Genomic DNA, 20598 nt, shown 5'->3' on the forward strand with positions numbered 1-20598 from the left:
GCGGTCATGGGGTGCCCCGGTCGCGCAGCGGCACCAGCGCGCTGATCGTCTTGCCGCCCCCCGGGTGCCGGTCGACGGCGATGTCCCGGGCGAGGCGGGCGACGAGCGGCCAGCCGTAACCGCCCCCGGGGTGCGTGGTGGGAAACGTGTACGCGGCGCGGGGCACCACCGCGCTGTGGTCGTGGACGGCGATCCACAGTCCGTCGTCCGTGGGCAGGGCCTCGAAACCGGCCAGTCCCCCGCCGTGCCGGATCGCGTTGGTGACCAGTTCCGAGACCACGAGCAGCAGATCGACGACGTCTTCCTCACGCGCCTCGCGGCCGGGGCCGCCCCACCGCGTGCGCGCCACCGACTCGGCGTAGGCCCGTGCCGCCGCCGCGCCCGCCCCGGCGCCGGGCGCCGGTGGGCCCGGCGCGGGGCCGGGCCGGGCCGTGGTGGTCCACTCGGATGGTTCCATGTCGGTGTTTCCCCGGTTTCGCAGGCTGTCGTCGGGTGCCGGTCAGGTCGCGGGGCTCTCCCGCGGCGGCAGCCGGTGGTAGTAGTCGCCGACGGACGCCAGGTAGTCGCGGTCCATCGTCTCGCTGTCGGTACGGAACCTGGGCGCGGCCTTGACCTCCGCCCTGGTGCAGGCCAGCGTGACCGTACGGGTCTCGGTGTCGATGCTCCGGACCACTCCGACCGGTACGAGCACGCTCCGGCCGAACACCCAGACGCCGGTGTCGACGACGAGGTGCCGCATGCCGAAGTGCTCGGCCTGCCGGTCCACGTGCCCGATGGTGCCGTCGCCGGCGACGACGCCGCAGCCCGTCAGGTCCTGCTCCTCCACGTGACCGCTGTCCGCCGCGTACGACCAGATGCTCTCCATCGGCACGCTGACCTTCCCTCCCATGTCGGTGACACTGTGGGGCCGGGCGGGCGCAAACGGCCCCGACCGGCTCCACAGCAGCAGATACCCGGCCCGGGCCACCGCATTCGGACCCTGTTGGTGCGCGCCCCCCGCCTGGGTTAGCCTCTGACGTATTTCTCTCCCGGGGGCAGATCCGTGAACTGCGCAAACGCGGACACGGGAGGCCGGACCGCCCGAACGGTCCGGAGGGGGTAGTGAGTCCTCGACGCGAGGGCTCCCGGGGAGCGGAACGAGGGTGCGCATGACCAAGGACAGCGCCAAAAGCGGCGACGCGGTTCCGGGCGATCAGGAGCTGCGTCGTCTCCTGGCGGGCCTGACGGCCGTGCGGGACGGCGACTTCGGCACCCGTCTGCCGGACGACGCGGACGGCCTGATGGGCGACATCGCCCAGGTCTTCAACGGCATGGTGGACCAGTTGTCCGTGTTCACCTCCGAGGTGACCCGGGTGTCCCGCGAGGTCGGCACCGAGGGGACCCTCGGCGGGCAGGCGCGGGTGCCGGGGGTCTCGGGCACCTGGGCGGACCTGACGGACTCCGTCAACGCCATGGCGGGCAACCTGACCACCCAGGTCCGGGACATCGCCCAGGTGGCGACGGCGGTCGCCGAGGGGGACCTCTCCCAGAAGATCGACGTGGACGCCCGCGGCGAGATCCTGGAGCTCAAGAACACCATCAACACGATGGTCGACCAGCTCTCCGCCTTCGCCGACGAGGTCACCCGCGTCGCCCGCGAGGTCGGTACCGACGGCAGGCTCGGCGGCCAGGCCGACGTCAAGGGCGTCAAGGGCACGTGGCGCGACCTCACCGATTCGGTGAACTTCATGGCGGGCAACCTGACCAGCCAGGTCCGCAACGTCGCGCAGGTGGCGACCGCGGTGGCCGAGGGGGACCTCTCCCAGAAGATCACCGTGGACGCCCGCGGCGAGATCCTGGAACTGAAGAACACCATCAACACGATGGTCGACCAGCTCTCCGCCTTCGCCGACGAGGTCACCCGCGTCGCCCGCGAGGTCGGCACGGCCGGGAACCTGGGCGGGCAGGCCCGGGTGCGCGGGGTGTCGGGCACCTGGAAGGACCTCACGGACAACGTCAACGTGATGGCGTCGAACCTGACCGGTCAGGTCCGCTCCATCGCCCAGGTGGCCACCGCCGTGGCCCGCGGCGACCTGTCGCAGCGGATCACCGTCGACGCCGAGGGCGAGGTCGCGGCGCTGGCCGACGTGATCAACACGATGGTGGACACGCTGTCGGCGTTCGCCGACGAGGTCACCCGCGTCGCCCGCGAGGTAGGCACCGACGGCAGGCTCGGCGGCCAGGCGAACGTGCCGAACGTCGCGGGCACGTGGAAGGACCTCACCGACAACGTCAACTCGATGGCCAACAACCTCACCGGCCAGGTGCGCAACATCGCGCTGGTGACGACCGCGGTGGCCCGGGGCGACCTGTCGAAGAAGATCGACGTCGACGCGCGCGGCGAGATCCTCGAACTCAAGACGACGATCAACACGATGGTCGACCAGTTGTCCGCCTTCGCCGACGAGGTCACCCGGGTGGCCCGCGAGGTCGGCACCGAGGGGCGGCTGGGCGGCCAGGCCGAGGTGGAGGGCGTCTCCGGCACCTGGAAGCGGCTCACGGAGAACGTCAACGAGCTGGCCGGCAACCTCACCCGCCAGGTCCGCTCCATCGCCCAGGTCACCAGCGCCGTCGCCGAGGGTGATCTGACCCGTTCGATCAACGTGGAGGCGTCCGGCGAGGTCGCCGACCTCAAGGACAACATCAACTCCATGGTGGAGTCCCTGCGCGAGACCACGCGGGCCAACCAGGAGCAGGACTGGCTCAAGACCAACCTCGCCCGCATCTCCGGCCTGATGCAGGGCCACCGGGACCTGCCGGTGGTCGCGGAGCTGATCATGGACGAGCTGGTGCCGCTGGTGTCGGCCCAGTACGGCGCCTTCTACCTGGCCGAGGACGGGGACGACGGGCCCGAGCTGCGGCTCGTCGGCTCCTACGGCTATCCGCAGAACGCGACCACCCGTATCGCCTTCGGCCGCACCCTGGTCGGCCAGGCAGCGCGCAGCCGGCGCACCATCATGGTCGACGAACTGCCGCCGGGCTACCTGACCATCTCCTCGGGGCTCGGCGAGGTGGTACCGGCCGCTCTGGTGGTGCTGCCCATCGTGGTCGAGGGCCAGGTCCTCGGGGTCATCGAACTCGCCTCGGTCGCCGCGTTCAGCCAGATCGACCGGGACTTCCTGGAACTGCTGATGGAGACCATCGGCGTGAACGTCAACACGATCGTGGCCAACGCCCGTACCGACGAACTCCTCGCCGAGTCGCAGCGCCTGACCGGCGAGCTGCAGGCCCGCTCCGCGGAGCTCCAGGCACAGCAGGAGGAACTCCAGCACTCCAACGCCGAGCTGGGGGACAAGGCGTCCCTGCTCGCGACGCAGAACCGGGACATCGAGGCGAAGAACCTGCAGATCGAGCAGGCCCGGCAGGAGCTGGAGGCACGCGCCCAGCAGCTTTCGCTGGCCTCGAAGTACAAGTCGGAGTTCCTGGCCAACATGAGCCACGAGCTGCGCACCCCGCTCAACAGCCTGCTCATCCTGGCCCAGTTGCTCGCGCAGAACCCCTCGCGCAACCTCACCCCGAAGCAGGTCGAGTACGCGGGCATCATCCACTCCGCGGGCTCCGACCTGCTCCAGCTCATCAACGACATCCTGGACCTGTCCAAGGTCGAGGCGGGGAAGATGGACGTCGCTCCCGAGCGCGTGACGCTGCGGCAGCTCATCGAGTACGTCGAGGCGACCTTTAGGCCCATGACGACGCAGAAGGGCCTGGAGTTCACCGTGACGACGGCCGCCGGGGCACCGGCGGACCTGCTGACCGACGACTCCCGGCTGCGTCAGGTGCTGCGCAACCTGCTGTCCAACGCGGTGAAGTTCACCGAGCGGGGCGGCGTGGAGCTGGCCGTGGAACCGGCGCCGGACGACGAGGTGCCCAGGGGCGTGGTCCGGGGCGGTGCCGTGGTGGCCTTCCGGGTGAAGGACACGGGCATCGGCATCCCCGAGCAGAACCTGGAGTCGGTCTTCGGCGCCTTCCAGCAGGCGGACGGCACGACGAGCCGCAAGTACGGCGGCACCGGTCTCGGCCTGTCCATCACGCGGGAGATCGCCCAACTGCTCGGCGGCGCCGTCACGGTGGACAGCACGCCCGACCGGGGCAGCACCTTCACGCTGTACCTGCCCGTGACCCGGCCCGACTTCGAGGACCTGCTGGCCCGGGGCGCGGAGTACGCCCCGGCCGAGGCGTCCGCCGGCCTCCTCGGCCGTCCTGTCCCGGTGCCCGAGCCGGCCGGCGGCCACCGGCAGCGTCCCAGGCGCCTGCTCGTCGTGGAGGAGCGTCCACGTGGTCTGCTGACCCTCGTCGCGGAGAGCGTGGTCGCGGACCTGAACCACGGGCGGGACGACTCGGGCGACCGGCCGCCGCTCGACGTCATCACGGCCGTGGGCGCCGAGGAGGCCGCCGGTGCGCTGGCGGCCGAGCCCTGCCACTGCGTCGTCCTGGAGCTGGGCATGCCGGACGACGAGGCGCCCCGCTTCCTGCGCGCGCTGCGGGGCGACTCTGCGCCGGCGAGTGTGCCGGTGCTCGTGCACAGCGGTCATCGCGCGGACGCCGCCCTGGAGGAGAACCTGCGCTCCGGCGCGGCGGGCGGGGCGCTGGAGTTCCTGTCGAGCCTCGACGAGCTGCGGGAGCGCATCGCCCTGCACCTGTCCGCTGAGGAACCCGGGGACGTGCTGTCCCTGGTCCGGCCGGAGGAGCCGGCGCGCCCGGCCCCGGGCGGCGGACAGGTCCCGCCCACCGGACGGACGGTCCTCGTCGTCGACGACGACGCGCGCAACCTCTTCGCGCTCAGCGGGATCCTGGAGCTGCACGGTTTCCGGGTCCTGCACGCGGAGAACGGCCGTCGGGGCATCGAGGCGCTCGTGGACCACCCGGACGTCGCGCTGATCCTGATGGACGTGATGATGCCGGAGATGGACGGCTACACGGCGACGGCCGAGATCCGCCGGATGCCCCGGTACGCCGAGCTGCCGATCATCGCGGTCACGGCGAAGGCGATGCCCGGGGACCGGGAGAAGAGCCTCGCCTCGGGCGCCAGCGACTACGTCACCAAACCCGTCGACACCCAGGACCTCATCGCCTGCGTCCGACGATGGCTGCCCGCATGAGCGCCCACAGGTCCGAACAGCCCGGCGAACCGGCCGGCGACCTGCGCGACATGACTCCGCTGTCGCCCGTGGGCAGGCTGGCGGCCACGGTGGACCGGCTGAGCCGCGAGGTGCGGGCCGCGCAGGCGGAGGCCGAGGGCCGGGCGCTGATCGAGCTGGCCAAGGGCATCCTGGTCGCCCGGCTCGGCTGCGGTCCCGCGCAGGCCGCCCGGCAGCTCGCCGAGCTGGCCGAGCAGTCCCAGGTGTCGCCGCTGGAGTTCGCCGTCGACGTCATCAACCAGGCGGCCCGGGACCGGATGTCGGAGGTGACGGAGGCGTTCCTCACGGCCACCGCCGCCGTGCGGGTGGCAGCCCCCGCGGACGGCACTGACGGCGCGGACGGCACGCACGGCACGGACGGCGCGGGAGCCGGGGAGGCGGTGACCGATTCGGCCGCCGTACGTCTGCGGGCGGCCGAGAGCGGCGCACTGGCCGCGGACGACACCCAGGCCGTCGCCGACGCGCTGCTCGAACAGGCGCTGCGCCCGCTCGGCGCGGTCGCGGTGGCCATCTGGGCGGCCGGGTACGACGGTTCGCTCACCCTGGCGGGCAGCGCCGGGTTCCCCCCGGCGGACGCGACCCGCTGGCGTTACGTGCCGCCGGACGTGGCGACGGTGGCCCGGCGCGGGCTGACCGAGCGGGCGGGGCAGTGGATCACGTCCCTGGCGAGGACGGGGCTGCCCAGCGTGGGCCGGCACCAGTACCCGGACGGCGGCAGGGTCGCCGTGCCCGCCGGCACCGGAGGGCGCATCCACGGCGTACTGGAGATCGCCTGGCCGGGGCCGCTGCCCCCGCAGCCGCCCCAGGTGGTCCGTCAGGTCGAGGCGCTGGCCGAGCTGTGCGCGCACACGCTGGAGTCGTACACGCCGCCGCACGGCCCCGGGCAGGAGCCGCGGGTCATCCCGGACGCGGTGGAGTTGATGGACCTGGCCGACGGGCTGCACGACCCCGCCCTGGTCCTGGTGCCGCACCTGGACGCCGCGGGACACCTGGCGGACTTCCGCATCCAGCACGTGAACCGACGCTTCCTCGACCCCGCCGGCCGTCCTCGTGCCGTCGTGGGGGGTGCGCTGCTCCTCGAGGCGTACCCGATGGCCGCCGGGGACAGCGAGCTGTTCCGATACGTGGAGCGGGTGTACGCCACGGGCGAGCCGTTCCGGGCCCGGCACATGAACCTGACCGCGCTGGTGGACCAGGTGCCGCTGTCGGCGGTCGCGGACATCAGCGTCAGCCGGCACGGCAACGCCGTACTGCTCATCTGGCGCATAGAGGACGAGACGGCCCGGCTGGCCAGCCTCCTCCAGCACGCCCAGCGGCTCGGCCGCATCGGCGGTTTCGAGGAGAACCTGCTGACCGGCGAGATCACCTGGAACGGGCAGCTTTTCGACCTGTACGGGCGCCCGCACACGAGCACACCGGTGCCGCTGGAGGAGCTGGCCGCCCACGCCCATCCGGACGACGCCGTCACCATCGGACGGTTCCTGCGCACGCTGCTGCACCACCGGCGGCCGGCGTCGGCGGCGTTCCGGCTGCGGCGGCCCGACGGGGTGACCCGGCACGTCCGGGTGGTGGCCGAGCCGGTCCTGGACACCGACGACCGCCTGCTCGTCGTACGGGGCGCCTGTCAGGACATCTCGGCCCAGCACTGGACCGAGGTGGCGCTCGCCGCGACGCGTGACCAACTGGCCCACAGCGAGCAGCAGGCCATCGAACGCAACCGGCTGACGTTGCAGTTGCAGCACGCGATCATGCCGCCCGAGCAGACTCCGCTCAAGGTGCCGGACCTCCAGGTGGCCGTCCGGTACCGGCCCGCGGAGACGGAACAGCTCGTGGGCGGCGACTGGTACGACGCCGTGATGCTGCCGAACGGGCTGGTGCTGCTGTGCGTGGGCGACGTGGCCGGGCACGGGATAGAGGCCGCGACCAGCATGGTGGTCCTGCGCAACGCGCTGCGCGGCCTGGCGGTGACCGGCGCCGGGCCGGGACAGTTGCTGTCGTGGCTCAACATCGTGGCGCACCATCTGACCGGCGGGATCACCGCCACGGCGGTGTGCGGCCTGTACGACCCGGCCCGGCGCACGCTGCGCTGGGCCAGGGCGGGCCATCTGCCGCCGGTGCTGGTCCGGGACCCGGAGGCGGGCCCGCTGCCGCTGGTCAGGGGCATGCTGCTGGGGGCGGTGGCGGAGGTCACGTACGAGGAGGCCGAGGTGCAGCTCGCAGCCGGGGACACGCTGCTGATGTACACCGACGGCCTGATCGAGCGCCGCGACCGGCCGGTGGAGGAGTCGCTGGCCCAGTTGCTGAGCACCGTCCGCCCGACGCCGAACACCCTGGACCAGCATCTGGACCGGCTGCTCACCTACAGCAGGTCGGACACGGACGACGACACGTGTCTGGTGGGCATCCGGGTCGGGTGACGCAGGGCCCGGGAGCAGGGCCCGCGAGCAGGGTCCGGCCGGCGGGTATGAGTGGGCGATTCGGGGGTATCCGCCCGGCGCGGTGGGCCACACACGGCCCGCCGCGCCGCCGCGTTCGTTGGAGGTACACGTGCCCATGGCCCAGAACCCGCTGTCCGTCGAGGTGACGCTGGAGCGGGAGGAGGTCGCGCTGCTCACGGTGGAGGGATACCTGGACGTCGACACGGCGACCGAGTTCCAGCACCATCTGGCCAACCAGCTCCACCACGGCCGACGGCACTTCCTGCTGGACCTGTCCAAGGTGCCGTTCATGGACTCGTCGGGCATGAACATCATCCTGCGGATCTACCAGGAGGTGCGGGACCTGCCGGGCAGTGTGCACATCATCTCGCCGGCCCCGGCGGTGCTGCGCGTCCTGGATCTGACGGGGGTGAGCATCACGGTGCCGGTCTCGGAGAGCGTCGAGAAGGCCCTCGCCCGCGTCGACGCCGAGCCACGGGGCCCGCGGGTGCCCGACGCCTGAGACTCCGCGGCCCCGCGGCTCGTCCGGAGCCCTCGTGCGGAAGCAGGTGCCGTGCGAGGTCGGCAGGTGGATACAGTTGTCGCCCGGCAGAGTCACGTCGCCGGCACGTCGCCCCATGTGGGTCCCATGCGGGGTCCCATGTGGGGTGACGTGCGGCGCAACGCGGATGAGGAGTGGGACAGGTGCCGGAACAGGCGGAGGGAACAGCGGGATCGCCGACGAACGAGGTCAGGGACTTTCTGCGGCGCCGGCGTGAGCAGATCGCCCAGCGGTGGGCGGACGAGCCCTTGTTCCGGGCCGTGTTCACCGTTTCGCGCGACGAGGCGGTCGAGGCGGGGAAGGCCGTCGTGGACGCGCTGGCCCAAGTCGCGGACGCGGCACGGGTGGAGGACCCGGACGCCGCGGGATTCACGACGGTGCGCGAGCAGTTGGCACGGATGGGCACGGCCCGTTCGCGTGCGGGTCTGAGCACCGCGCAGGTGTCGAGCGAGCTGGCCGCGCTGCGCCCGCCCGTCGAGAACCTGCTGCTGGCCGACCTGCCGGACGCCCCGGCCGAGCACACCCGGGCCTGTGTCACCACGCTGAGCGTGCTGCTGGGCACGCTGCGGGTCGTGGTCATGCAGACGGCGCTCAGCGAGGGGCAGGCGCTCATCGACCGTCAGCGGCTGCAGTTGCTCGAGGTGGCCACCCCGGTCATCAAGCTGTGGGACGGCATCGTGGCCGTCCCGCTGATCGGCACCCTGGACAGCGCGCGCAGCCAGGTGGTGATGGAGACCCTGCTGGAATCCATCGTGGAGCAGCAGGCCCGCTACGCGATCCTGGACATCACCGGTGTGCCGACCGTCGACTCGCTGGTCGCCCAGCACCTGATGAAGACGGTCGCGGCGGCCCGGCTCATGGGCGCGGAGTGCATCGTCTCCGGTATCCGGCCGGCGATCGCGCAGACCATGGTCCACCTCGGTCTGGACCTGGGCACGGTGGTCACCCGGGCGAGCCTCGCCGACGCGCTGGGCTACGTGCTGCACCAGCTCGGGGTCGGCATCGTGACTCCCGGTACGAACGGTCCGGTCGCGCGGTGAGCCAGGCGTTTCCCGGGCCCCACGGGGCTGCCGGGGTGGCAGGGCATGTACCGGTGCTCCGGCTCGGCGAGGTCCTGCTGGTCACTCTTCAGGGGGACCTGCACGACAGTACGGCGCAGCAGCTCCAGGAGGACCTCGCCGAGACCATCGTGCGCAGCGGCGCCACCGGCGTGATCATCGACATCTCCGGGGTGGAGATCGTCGACTCCTTCCTCGGCCGGGTGCTGGCGGAGATCGCCGGACAGACCGGCCTGCTGGCCGCGCGGACGGTGCTGGTCGGTATGCGGCCTGCGGTCGCCATCACGCTGGTGGAGCTGGGCCTGACGCTGCCGGGCGTGCACACCGCGCTCAGCACCGAGGTGGCCATGGAGCTCCTCAGGCAGCAGGCTCCGTCGTCCCGCTTCGGCGGCCTGCGCCAGGAGAATCAGTGATGCACACTGCCGCGGGCTCCCAGGCCCGCCTGCCGGTCCGTTCGGACCTGGATCTGGTGTGGGTGCGACAGCATGTGCGGCAGGCCGCCGCCCAGCTCGGCTTCGGCCTTGTGGACCAGACCAAGCTGGTCACCGCGGCCAGTGAGCTGGCCCGCAACACGCTCGTGTACGGCGGTGGCGGCACCATGGAGACGGAGCCGCTCGTCGAGGGGACCACGCACGGGCTGCGGCTGACCTTCAGCGACGAGGGGCCCGGTATCCCGGACCTGGAACAGGCGCTGAGCGACGGGTTCACGTCCGGCGACGGACTGGGCATGGGGCTGGGCGGCGCACGGCGTCTGGTGCACGAGTTCGCGATCGAGAGCGCCCCGGGCGCGGGGACGACCGTGCGGGTGACGTCCTGGGTGGGCCGTCTGCCGCGCCCGCGTGAGGAGTCCTGATGCCACGCGTGTGGGACGTCCCGCTGCACGACTCGACCCGGGTGCGCGACGCCAGGGTGGCCGCGGAGCACGCGGCGGCCCTGGCCGGTCTCGACGAGCAGCGCACCTCGACGGCGGCACTGGTGGCGACCGAGCTGGCCACCAACCTGCTCAAGCACGCCGGGGGCGGCCGGGTCCTGATCGACGTGGTCGCCCCGCCCGTCCTCGCGGCCGGCCGGGAGCGGGCCCTGCTCGTGCAGGTCGCCACCGTCGACCACGGTCCCGGGATCGCCGACGTGTCCGCCGCGCTGCACGACGGTTTCACCACCACGCGCTCCCTGGGCGCCGGTCTCGGCACCTGTGAGCGCCTCGCCGACGACTTCGACCTGCACAGCGTCCCCGGCCGGGGCACGGTGGTGGTCGCCCGGGTCGGCCCCGTGCCAGGCGCGACCACCACCGACTCCGGTCCGGCGGCCCGGTTGCGGGCGGGCGCGGTGAACGTCCCGTTCGGCGGTGCGGAGTACTCGGGCGACGCCTGGGCCTGGGTCCGGGACGGGGACCTCGTCACGCTGATGCTGGCCGACGGTCTCGGCCATGGCCCGGAGGCGGCCCGTGCCTCGACCGCCGCCGCGGAGGCGCTGCGCACCTCCGCCGGCCTGGGGCCGGCCGAGGTGGTGCGGCGTCTCGACGGGGCGTTGACCGGCACCCGCGGCGCGGCCGTCGCGGTGGCGCAGGTCGACACGCGTGCCGCGGTGCTCAGGTTCACCGGCGTCGGCAACATCGGGGCGCGGCTGTACGAGGGCGGCATCTGGCGGCATCTGGTGTCGCGGCCCGGCATCGTCGGCACCCACCGGCCCTCCACCCTGCGCGAGGAGAAGACCGCCTGGGCGGACGACCGGGTGCTGGTCCTGCACAGCGACGGTCTGCCGAGCCGCTGGTCGCCGACGGCCGAGACGTGCCGCACAGCGACCGACCCGGCGGTGACCGCCGCCGTCACCATCCGCGACGCCAGCAGCCCGGCCAGGCCCGTACGGGACGACACCGCGGTCGCCGTGCTGGCCCCGACCCCGCCGGACCGTCCATGACCCGTAGCTGGCAGATCAACGACGTCACCGACGCGGCGCGGGCCCGCATGGCCACCGCGCGGCTGGCCGCGGCGTGCGGTGTGCCGCCCCTTGAGCGCACGCGGCTGGCCGCCTCGCTCGGCGCGCAGTTGCGGCTGTGTCTGGCCAAGGGCGGCACCTGGCGGCTCACCCTGGAGACCGGCACGGTCTCCCGCGCCACGCCGGGCGCCGGGCAGAGCGTGCTGCACGCGGTGGTGACGCCGTCGCGCGACGCCGCCGGGGCCGGTCAGCCGCCCTGGCGGGTCACCGTCCCCTGCCCCGAGGCGGCGCCGGACATCGGCGCCGACGTCGCGGGAGACGACCCGGCGGGGCTGGCGCAGGCCCTGCTGGGCGCCGACGAGGACACGGCGCTGGTGCTGGACAGGCTCACCGAGCAGGAGGGCCTGGTCGACTTCCACCGGGAGGAACTCCAGCAGACGAACCAGGGCGTCGTCGCGCTGCACGCCGAGCTGGACGCCGCCGGACGCGCCCAGCGCGAGGCGTTCGCCGCCGAACGCAAGGCGCGTACGGAGGCGGAGAACGCCCGCCGCAGGCTGACGTTCCTGGCGGACGCGAGCGCGGTGCTGACGGCCTCGCTCGACCATCACGAGATCGTGCGCAGGCTGCCGGGGCTGCTGGTGCCCGAGTACGCGGCGAGCGTGGACGTCTGGCTGTTCGACCCGGACGGCGACCGGACGGGCCCCGCCCACACGGCCGCCGCGGTGGTCGCCGCCCGCACCGGGCGGCCGCAGTACGCCGCCGCACAGCCCGGCGGGCTGCCCGGTGTCGACGACCAGCCGCCCTCGGCACTGGACCCGCGGCGGCCGCTGCTGTGCATCCCGCTGCCGACGCGGCAGGCGCCGCTGGGTGTGGTGACCCTGTCGCCGCCCGGGGAGCGCTGGGACCCGGACGACGCCGTCATGCTGGTCGAGCTGACCCGGCGGGCCAGCATCGCGATCGACCACGCCCAGCGCTACCAGCACAACCGCGACATCGCGGAGACACTCCAGCGGGCCCTGCTGACGGAGCTGCCCGCGCCGCCCGGTCTCGCGCTGGCCGCGCGCTATCTGCCCGCCACCCATGGGCTGAACATCGGCGGCGACTGGTACGACGCGTTCCGTCAGCCCGACAGCAGCGTCATCGCCGTGGTCGGGGACGTCACCGGGCACGGGCTGCGCGCGGCCGTGATGATGAGCCAGCTACGCACCGCCCTGCGCGCGTACGCCGTCGACGGCGGCAGCCCCGGGCAGCTCCTGACCCGGCTGCACACCTTCCTGCACCACCTGCAGCCCGACCTGTTCGCCACCGCCGTCATCGCGCGTTTCCACCCCGACGACCCGATCATGACGTGGGCGGCCGCCGGGCATCCGCCGCCGGTGCTGCGTACCCCGGACGGACGGGTGCGGACCCTGGACGCCAAACCCGGCGCGATGCTGGGCATCCCGCTGCGGCAGCAGATCGCCGACCACACGGTGCGCCTGGCGCCGGGCTCCACGCTGGCGCTGTACACGGACGGCCTGGTGGAGCGCCGCGCCCGGGGCATAGACCCGGGCATCGCGCGGCTGGCCGAGGCGCTCGGCTCCTTCGGCCCGGCGGAGCTGGAGACGGACCTGGAGGGCTCCGCGGACGGAATCCTGCGGCCGATGCTCAGCGACTCCGAACGGGACGACGACGTGTGCCTGCTGCTGTGCCACCTGCGCGGTCCGGGCTGACACCCCGGCACCCCTCCCCCCACTGGCCTCCACGGGCCCCCACAGGAAAGTTCCACCCGGTTCACCCCCGCCCGGTGCGCTCCGGGCCCGGGCGGGGCATGGTGGTGATCGTATGTGTCGCCTGCCTGCCGCGCCCGGCCGGCAAAACCGGCGTGGGCGCGGTGGGATCGACGAGGTGCGAAGCAGCGATCCAGGGGCAGGCGAATGGCGTTCGCGGCAGACCGCCTGGAGCCGCAGAAAGGGATGAACACCGTGACACGACCCAGGATCCTGGTGGTCGGCGCAGGCTTCGCCGGCGTGGAGTGCGTCCGTCGGCTGGAGCGGAAGCTCTCCCCCCACGAGGCCGACGTCACCCTGGTGACGCCGTTCTCATATCAGCTCTATCTGCCGCTGCTGCCGCACGTCGCCTCCGGGGTGCTGACACCCCAGTCGATCGCGCTCTCCCTGCGCCGCAGCAGCCGTTACCGGACCCGGATCATCCCGGGCGGCGCCATCGGGGTGGACCTCAAGGCGAAGGTCTGCGTGGTGCGCACCATCACCGACCGGATCGTCAACGAGCCGTACGACTACATCGTGCTGGCGCCCGGCAGCATCACCCGCACCTTCGACATTCCGGGGCTCACGGACAACGCGTTCGGCATGAAGACCCTGGCGGAGGCCGCGTACATCCGCGACCACGTCATCTCCCAGCTCGATCTGGCCGACGCGAGCCAGGACCCCGTGGAGCGCGCCTCCCGGCTGCAGTTCGTGGTGGTCGGCGGCGGCTACGCGGGCACCGAGACCGCGGCCTGTCTGCAGCGGCTGACGCACGCGGCCGTCAAGCGCTACACCCGGCTCGACCCGGCGCTGATCAAGTGGCACCTGATCGACATCGCCCCGAAGCTGATGCCCGAGCTGGGCGACAAGCTCGGGCGGGACGCCCAGGAGATCCTGACGCGGCGCGGCATCGAGATCTCCCTGGGTGTCTCCATCGACAAGGCCGCACCCGAGGAGGTCACCTTCACGGACGGCCGGGTGGTGCCGACCCGCACGCTGATCTGGACCGCGGGGGTGGTGGCGAGCCCGCTGATGGCCACGCTCGGCGCCGAGACCGTCAAGGGGCGGCTCGCGGTGACCGCCGAGATGCGCCTGCCGGACCACGACGGCGTGTTCGCGCTCGGCGACTCGGCGGCCGTGCCCGACCTCGCCAAGGGCCAGGAGGGCGCCGTCTGCCCGCCCACCGCCCAGCACGCCATGCGGCAGGGCCGGCACGTCGCCGAGAACCTCATCGCCGCGCTGCGCAACCAGCCGATGCGGCCGTACGTCCACAAGGACCTGGGTCTCGTCGTCGACCTCGGCGGCGCCGACGCGGTCTCCAAGCCGCTCGGCGTCGAACTGAAGGGCCTGCCCGCGCAGGCGGTGGCCCGCGGCTACCACTGGTCGGCGCTGCGCACGGGCGTGGCCAAGGCCCGGGTGGCGGCCAACTGGGCGCTCAACGCGGTGGCGGGCGACGATTTCGTGCGTACCGGCTTCCAGGCCCGCAAGGCGGCCAAGCTGAAGGACTTCGAGTACACCGACGCCTATCTGACACCGGAGCAGGTGCGGGAGCAGGTCCAGGAGGCGGACCGGGCGGAGCTGTGACCACCCCGCAGCCGGCTGTGGCCGGGGGCATGACATGCTGAGAAGTGGATCTCGGCGTGAACCGGCCGGGCATCGGCTGTGAATCGGGAGAGTGTACGGCGGCGTGAAGGCAGCGGGGCGCTCGGCGCGGACACGGCTGCGGGACCGCGTCGCCGCGTCCGACCCCGGGCTGTTGCGGCTGACGGCGGGGCTGCGGACGGTGGGCGCGATCGCGCTGACGCTGGGCGTGCTCGCCGCGTTCGGCCAGGACGTCAAGCATCTGGTGGCGGGCGCCATGACGGCGATGGTCGCGACCTTCGCCATCCGGGAGAAGGAGCCGCGCCCGCAGGCCGTCACCCTGGCCCTTGCCCTGCCCGTCGCCCTGGCCTCGGTCTCGCTGAGCACGCTGCTCGCCTCGCGGGTCGTCATCGGTGACGCGTTCTTCGTCGTCCTGATCTTCGGTGCCGTCTTCGTCCGCCGGTTCGGCGACCGGGGCACGGCACTGGGGCTGATCGGCTTCCAGGTCTACTTCGTGTCGCTGTTCGTCGGCGGGAAGGTGTCGGGGCTGCCGGGGCTGTGGGCCGCCGTCGCCGTGGCGTTCGCGTCCAGCGCGGTGGTGCGCTTCGCGGTGGTCCCGGCGACGCCCGCGCGGATCCTGGGCCGGCTGCGGCAGGCCTTCCGGGCCCGGCTGGCCCAGTTGATCGCGACGCAGATCGAGTTGCTGGACGCCGGTCCCGACGACATCGACAAGACGCTGGAGCATCTGCGCGAGGGCACCGCGCGCCTGCACGAGACGGCCCTGCTGATCCAGTCCCGGCTGGAGGAGGGCACGCCCGACGAACCCACGGCGCGACTGGTGCAGCGACGCATCGCGGACGCCGAGATCGCCACCGAGCGTCTCGGCCTGCTGCTGCTGACCGCGCGCAGTGCCGAGCGGGCGGACACCCTCACCCTGCATCTGCCGGGGGCGCCCGCCCCCTCGGTGGGCAGCTCACCGGCGCCGGGCGAGGCCACGGAGACCCTGCGCCGCGATCTGGCGGCGCTGCGCGCCCTGGGGGTGCGGCCGCCCGGGGAGGCGCGCGGCACGGCGCTGTCCCATCTGCGCAACCGGCTGCTCGGCTACCGCGACGAGGAGAACCTGCCCGAGGCGACTCCCGCGGTCCAGGACGTGTTCCGCGGCATCGGTGAGACGGCGCGCGCCGTGATGGGTCTGCGGATCGCACTGGACGGGCCGCAGGACGAGTCGGACGACGCGCCCGCGACCACCCGCTCCCGGGAGGAGCTGGACGCCGAGGACGCGGCGATCGACGCGGGCGAGGAGACCACGCCGGAGGAGGAGCCGACCGGGCTGCGGCGGCCGACCACGCGTGCGGCGGTGCAGGTGGCGGTGGGATCCTCGCTGGCCATCGTCGGCGGCGAGTTCCTGTCCTCGCAGCGCTGGTACTGGGCGGTGCTCACCTGCTGGATCGTCTTCCTCAACACCGCTTCCACGGGCGAGATCCTGGTCAAGGGCTACCGCCGCCTGCTCGGCACCGTGCTGGGTGTGGTGGCGGGCATCGTGCTGGCCGGTCTGGTGGGGAACCACACCTGGACCGCGTTCGGTCTTGTGCTGGTGCTCATCTTCGCGATGTTCTACACGGCACCGCTGTCCTACACGCTGATGTCGTTCTTCGTCACCGCGATGCTCGGGCTGCTGTACACGCTGCTGCACACCTACAGCCTGTCGGTGCTGCTGCTGCGGGTGGAGGAGACGGCGCTCGGCGCGGCCTGCGGGATCGCGGCGGCGGCCCTGGTACTGCCGATACGCACGGACCGGCGTACGAACGACCTGCTCGGCACGGTGCTGGAACGGCTCACCGATGTGACGGAGGGCGCCGTCGACCAGCTCAGCGGCGGGCCGGCGGCGGACCTGCTGGACACCGCGCGGGACCTGGACCAGGCGCTGGGCGACTTCCGGGCGGCCACCCAGCCGCTGACCCATCCGATCACACCGCTGCGGGCCCGGCGCGACACGGCCCGGTACGTGGTGGCGCTGCTGGAGACCTGCGCCTATCACGCGCGGTCCCTGGCCGCGACGGCCGAGCTGCTGCCCACCCATCCCTCGATCGCGGCCGACCCGCGGCTGCGCGGGGCGGTGCGGCGCACGGTGCGCAACATCGAGGCGATCGCCGCCCGCGTCGCCGACGACGACGCCGGGACCGAAGTGGAGACCGGGCCGAGCATCGCCTCGCTGCTGGAGCCGGACGCCGCCGGGGTGCCGCGGTACGGCCGTATCACCGGCCGGGTGCTGCGGCACCTGGAGCGGCTGGACGAGGCGGTGGTCGGCCTCGCCCGGCCGCTGGGCGTGCCCGTCAAGGTGCCGCGGCGGTGACGGTGTCGCCGAGGTAGTGACGGTGTCGCCGAGGCGGTGACGGTCAGAAGTCGCTGGGCAGACCGCTCGCCTCGGCTATCCCGCGCAGTTCCTCGTTCTGCTGGTGGCGTTCCTTGAGGTAGTCGGCTATCTCGCCGAGGCGTTCGGGGTCGGAGGCGGTGGCCGCGTCGGTGACGACCCGGACCGGGCCGGTCTCGTCGGTGCTGATCTCGACGACCTCGTTGTCGAGGCGGCCGGTGACGGCGGTGGCGATGACCAGGGCGGCCTCGTCCCTGATCTCCTGGGGCAGTGCCTCGGCGTTGTCGCCGTCCAGGGAGAAGTCGATGGTCGGCATCTGGTGCTCGTCGATCGCCTGGAGGACCGGCTCCACCACGCTGAGCAGGAGCTGGTAGTCGTCGTTCGCCATGCGCACGCGCAGGAGGTCGAGGTAGACGTCCACGGGACGTCCGTCCGGCGGAGGAATCTCGTGTTCGTTCATTCGCCCCGTGTTCCCCGTGCGGCGCGGCTCAGACGCGCCGCCATCGGGCGAGGGTGAAGGAGAAGATCCCGAAAAGCACCAGGCCCGCGGCGACACACCCCAGCAGCCAGGGGCCGAGAGGGGTGTCGGCGAAGGAGCGGAGGGTGTCGTCCAGTCCCTTGGCCCGGTCGGGCTCGTAGTCGACGGCGGCCCGTACGGCGAAGGCGCCCACCATGGCGAACACGATGCCGCGGGCCGTCCCGCCGCCGACGCCGGTGACGTCGACCAGCCGCCGGGCCCGGTGGCTCAGCCCGCCGAGGTTCATCTTCTTGCGATAGCCGCGGCGCAGCGCCTGCACGCCGATCACGACTCCGGCGACGACGATCGCGGCGCCGGCGACGCCCACGAGCCACCGGCCGGCGGGCATCTCCATCACCCTGGCCGTGACGTCCCGGGACTGCTGGTCGCTGGACCCGCTGCCGCTGCCCCCGGAGCCGGCCGCGAAGGCCAGTACGGAGTAGGCGACGAACGCGTAGAACACACAGCGGGCGGCGGCCGGCAGCCGCTTCCTCGCCGTGCGGCCGTCCTTGCCCGTGGCGCCGAAGAGCGCCTCGGAGAGCCGCCACAGGGCCATGCCGACGAGCCCGGCGCCGAGCGCCCACAGCAGCACCGCACCGAACGGTTTGTCGGCCAGCTCGGCCAGGGCGCCGCCCCGGTCCGCCTGCCGGTTTCCGGTGCCGAAGGCGATCTGCAGGGCCAGGATGCCGACCAGCAGGTAGATGACGCCACGGGCCGTCAGTCCGGCCCGGGCGGCCCCCTCGGCCGCCGTCCCGTTCGCGGCCCTCCGGGCGCTGGTGCGGCCGGTACGTGCCAGAACACGTGCATTCATGTGGACCTCCCCTCCCGGACTCCGGATGCCCCGGCATCCTGCGCGCACACCCCGGCGGCCGTGGACGTACGTGGGCCCGTACGCCGCCTGGCGGCGTACGGGCCCTCGTGTCGTCGCGCCCCTGTCCGTCCCCCGCGTCAGTCCGCCACCCCCGCGTGCGCGCCGCCGGGGACGGCCACCGGCACGTCCGTGAGCCGGCGCCGGGCGCTCTCCAGGGCCCGTCGCACGTCCCGTGTGCCGGTCGACACGCACAGCGTGTACGCCAGGTCCCGGGTCCGCGGGCCCGGTTCGCCCGCCGGGTCGGCGGGTTCGTCGCGCGCGGCGGCCTCGTACGCGTCCAGAAGCCCGCGCAGCACCGCGGGGTGGGGCATCAGTATCCGTCCCGTCCCTCCCCCGGCCGCCGGTCCCCGGTCCGTCCGGCTCATCGGGTCCGCACCGGGGGGCCGGGGCGGGCGGCGCGCTGTCCCGTCGCCTCGTCGCGCACGCGGGCGCAGCTACGGGTGATGAGCCGCGAGACGTGCATCTGCGAGATGCCCAGGTGGTCGGCTATGCGGCTCTGCGTCATGTCCTCGAAGAAGCGCATGTAGAGGATGGCGCGCTCGCGTTCGGGCAGCCTGCGCAGGCCCTCCTTGGCGGACTCGCGGTCGATCACGGTGTCGTACGAGGTGTCCGCCGCGCCGAGGGTGTCCGCGAGGCTGTAGCCGTCGTCGCCGGCCGACAGCTCGGCGTCCAGCGACAGGGTGCTGAAGCTCTCCAGCGCCTCCATGCCGGCGCCGACCTCGTCCTCGGTCAGTCCGGTGTGGGCGGCGAGGGCGGCCACCGAGGGTTCGGGGCTGCCGGGGCTCTGGGCGAGTTCGCGCCGCGCGACGCGTACCTTGTTGCGCAGTTCCTGGACCCGGCGGGGCACCCTGAGGGCCCACATCCGGTCGCGGAAGTGGCGCTTGACCTCGCCGGTGATGGTGGGGACCGCGTAGCTCTCGAAGGCTCCGCGCTCCGGGTCGAAGCGGTCGATGGCCTTGACCAGGCCGAGCGCGGCGACCTGGCGGAGGTCCTCGATGGATTCCCCGCGGTCGCGGAAGCGTCCGGCGATCCGGTGGGCCATGGGCAGCCAGGCCGTGACGAGTTCGTCGCGGACGGCCTCGCGTTCGGGCCCGTCCGCCAGCCCCGCCAGCTTTCCGAAGAGGGCCATGGTGTCGGGGGCGTCGTCGTGACGGCGGCGGGCGGGAGCGGCGGAAGCGTTGGTGGAGACGTTGGCGGACTCGGTGGCCTCGGGGCTGTCTGGACGGATGGTGGGCGTTTCGATGAGCATGCGGACTCGCTCCTGAACGGTGGTTTCAGGGACTTCCGCGGGAACGGCGCTGTCCGGGCGACCCCCGGAGACGCCGGAGTGCCGAAGCAGCCGTACCGCTCCCGCTGCTGCGCCTCCGGTCCGAAGCACGAATCTGCGACTGCCCCTGTCCCGGTGGAACAAACTCCGCTTTTCGAAAAGTACTCAGAACAGCGGAACGACCACGGTGATGCACTTGCCTCCCGAGGGAAGATCTGCCACCCGTACCTCGCGGGCCAGCCGGCAGACGATCGGCCAGCCCCGTCCGCCCGGGCGCCGGTGGCCCCGGTCGTCGGTGGGCGGCACCGCCACCGGGAGGTCGTGGCTGCGGTCGCACACCGACAGGCGCAGGCCGGGTCCCACGACGTCGATCCGGAAGTCGGTGATGCCGCCGCCGTGCACGATCGCGTTGGTGGTCAGCTCCGAGGCGACGAGCACGGCGTCCGACAGGGCGCCCGCGTCGCACGACGCGTGGCCGTCGCCGCCGCGGCATGCGGTGACGGCGCGTTCGACCGCACTGCGCGCGTCGGCGGGCCGGTACGGCCGGTACCGGCGGTTCGGGTCGGTGCCACCCTGGTCGACGACGGGTTCGGTCGTGTCCCTCTCACACATCCGTCAGCTCCCTGGTCGATGGGACGAGTCCGGAACGGCCGTGTGCGCGCCGTACGGCCTCGTCACTTTCGGCTGACCTCTCCCCGTATCGGCAAACCTCCGGTCCTCCGTGCGGGCCACAGGCCTTCCGGGCGCGTTGCGGGGGTACGCGGAGTGCATGACGGATGTTGTGGACTCGGACGAACTGCTGCGTCGCATGCACCGCGCGAGGGCCTGCGCGCTGGAGGAGCGGCGGAGCTGGCGGGCGCGGAGCGAGGAGCTGCGGGCGACCGACCCGGAGGGCTCGCGGGAGGCCGCCGTACGGACGGTGGCGTACGAGGCCGTCCTGCGGGTCCTCGACGAGGTGCTGACCCCGGGCCGGAACCCGGGGTGAGGGGGAGCGGACCCGGCGGTGGGTGAAACGGGTCACGTGGCCCGGTTCCGGCTTCGCGGAACACCCAGAGATGGTTTAGCGTTCATCCATACGTGGCTACGGAGTTGAC

The 20598-nt window shown here is 72.9% G+C and carries 18 protein-coding genes; 11 read left to right on the forward strand and 7 right to left on the reverse strand.

The window, feature by feature from the left end; all coding sequences use genetic code 11:
• Positions 1–4 precede the first annotated feature (4 nt).
• Entirely contained in the window at positions 5–457 is a 453-nt protein-coding gene (locus KUM40_RS29650) for an ATP-binding protein (RefSeq protein ID WP_217169269.1), read from the reverse strand.
• Between the two features lie 42 nt (positions 458–499).
• Positions 500–889 carry a PRC-barrel domain containing protein gene (locus KUM40_RS29655; protein WP_254395775.1) on the reverse strand — a complete coding sequence of 130 codons (390 nt, stop codon included), beginning with the start codon at positions 887–889 and terminating at the stop codon, positions 500–502.
• 259 nt (positions 890–1148) lie between these two features.
• On the opposite strand from KUM40_RS29655, the gene KUM40_RS29660 reads away from it, so the two are divergent.
• The 10 genes from KUM40_RS29660 to KUM40_RS29705 all read left to right on the forward strand — a co-directional run bounded on the left by KUM40_RS29660 (position 1149) and on the right by KUM40_RS29705 (position 16831).
• Entirely contained in the window at positions 1149–5138 is a 3990-nt protein-coding gene (locus tag KUM40_RS29660; protein WP_217169270.1) for a HAMP domain-containing protein, read from the forward strand.
• Positions 5135–7594, forward strand: a complete 2460-nt coding sequence (locus tag KUM40_RS29665) for a SpoIIE family protein phosphatase (RefSeq protein WP_217169271.1) — start codon at positions 5135–5137, stop codon at positions 7592–7594. The genes KUM40_RS29660 and KUM40_RS29665 overlap by 4 nt, the downstream gene beginning before the upstream one ends.
• Positions 7595–7724: 130 nt before the next feature.
• Complete coding sequence (locus tag KUM40_RS29670) at positions 7725–8117, forward strand: STAS domain-containing protein (RefSeq protein WP_217169272.1); 393 nt, start codon at positions 7725–7727, stop codon at positions 8115–8117.
• 182 nt (positions 8118–8299) lie between these two features.
• Positions 8300–9196 (forward strand): STAS domain-containing protein, encoded by an 897-nt coding sequence (locus tag KUM40_RS29675; protein ID WP_217169273.1) that lies wholly within the window; start codon positions 8300–8302, stop codon positions 9194–9196.
• Positions 9193–9627 (forward strand): STAS domain-containing protein, encoded by a 435-nt coding sequence (locus KUM40_RS29680; RefSeq protein WP_217169274.1) that lies wholly within the window; start codon positions 9193–9195, stop codon positions 9625–9627. Before KUM40_RS29675 ends, KUM40_RS29680 begins: the two co-directional genes overlap by 4 nt.
• Entirely contained in the window at positions 9627–10067 is a 441-nt protein-coding gene (locus KUM40_RS29685; RefSeq protein WP_217169275.1) for an anti-sigma regulatory factor, read from the forward strand. The genes KUM40_RS29680 and KUM40_RS29685 overlap by 1 nt, the downstream gene beginning before the upstream one ends.
• On the forward strand, positions 10067–11131 hold the full coding sequence (locus KUM40_RS29690; protein ID WP_217169276.1) for an ATP-binding SpoIIE family protein phosphatase: 1065 nt from the start codon (positions 10067–10069) through the stop codon (positions 11129–11131). Before KUM40_RS29685 ends, KUM40_RS29690 begins: the two co-directional genes overlap by 1 nt.
• Positions 11128–12861 (forward strand): PP2C family protein-serine/threonine phosphatase, encoded by a 1734-nt coding sequence (locus KUM40_RS29695; protein ID WP_217169277.1) that lies wholly within the window; start codon positions 11128–11130, stop codon positions 12859–12861. Before KUM40_RS29690 ends, KUM40_RS29695 begins: the two co-directional genes overlap by 4 nt.
• A 243-nt stretch (positions 12862–13104) precedes the next feature.
• A complete protein-coding gene (locus KUM40_RS29700) occupies positions 13105–14481 on the forward strand; it encodes an NAD(P)/FAD-dependent oxidoreductase (RefSeq protein ID WP_217169278.1) in 1377 nt (458 codons plus the stop codon).
• Between the two features lie 103 nt (positions 14482–14584).
• Positions 14585–16831, forward strand: coding sequence for an FUSC family protein (locus KUM40_RS29705; RefSeq protein ID WP_217169279.1), 2247 nt, complete (start codon positions 14585–14587; stop codon positions 16829–16831).
• A 43-nt stretch (positions 16832–16874) separates the two neighbouring features.
• Here the strand turns inward: KUM40_RS29705 and KUM40_RS29710 are convergent, their stop codons facing one another.
• From KUM40_RS29710 to KUM40_RS29730, 5 genes are all read right to left on the reverse strand, one after another.
• The gene (locus tag KUM40_RS29710; RefSeq protein WP_217169280.1) at positions 16875–17309 is read right to left on the reverse strand and encodes a hypothetical protein; all 435 of its coding nucleotides are present in this window, start codon (positions 17307–17309) and stop codon (positions 16875–16877) included.
• Positions 17310–17337: 28 nt separating this feature from the next.
• Positions 17338–18177, reverse strand: coding sequence for a DUF1206 domain-containing protein (locus KUM40_RS29715; RefSeq protein ID WP_217169281.1), 840 nt, complete (start codon positions 18175–18177; stop codon positions 17338–17340).
• Between the two features lie 137 nt (positions 18178–18314).
• Positions 18315–18554, reverse strand: a complete 240-nt coding sequence (locus KUM40_RS29720) for a DUF5133 domain-containing protein (RefSeq protein WP_217169812.1) — start codon at positions 18552–18554, stop codon at positions 18315–18317.
• A gap of 44 nt (positions 18555–18598) precedes the next feature.
• Positions 18599–19486 (reverse strand): SigB/SigF/SigG family RNA polymerase sigma factor, encoded by an 888-nt coding sequence (locus tag KUM40_RS29725; protein WP_217169282.1) that lies wholly within the window; start codon positions 19484–19486, stop codon positions 18599–18601.
• 183 nt (positions 19487–19669) lie between these two features.
• A complete protein-coding gene (locus KUM40_RS29730; protein WP_217169283.1) occupies positions 19670–20116 on the reverse strand; it encodes an ATP-binding protein in 447 nt (148 codons plus the stop codon).
• Between the two features lie 157 nt (positions 20117–20273).
• Here KUM40_RS29730 and KUM40_RS29735 point away from each other — a divergent pair, with 157 nt between their 5' ends.
• Complete coding sequence (locus KUM40_RS29735; protein ID WP_217169284.1) at positions 20274–20489, forward strand: hypothetical protein; 216 nt, start codon at positions 20274–20276, stop codon at positions 20487–20489.
• The last annotated feature ends 109 nt before the right edge of the window (positions 20490–20598 follow it).

Source organism: Streptomyces sp. AC512_CC834, assembly GCF_019049325.1.
Lineage (GTDB): Bacteria > Actinomycetota > Actinomycetes > Streptomycetales > Streptomycetaceae > Streptomyces.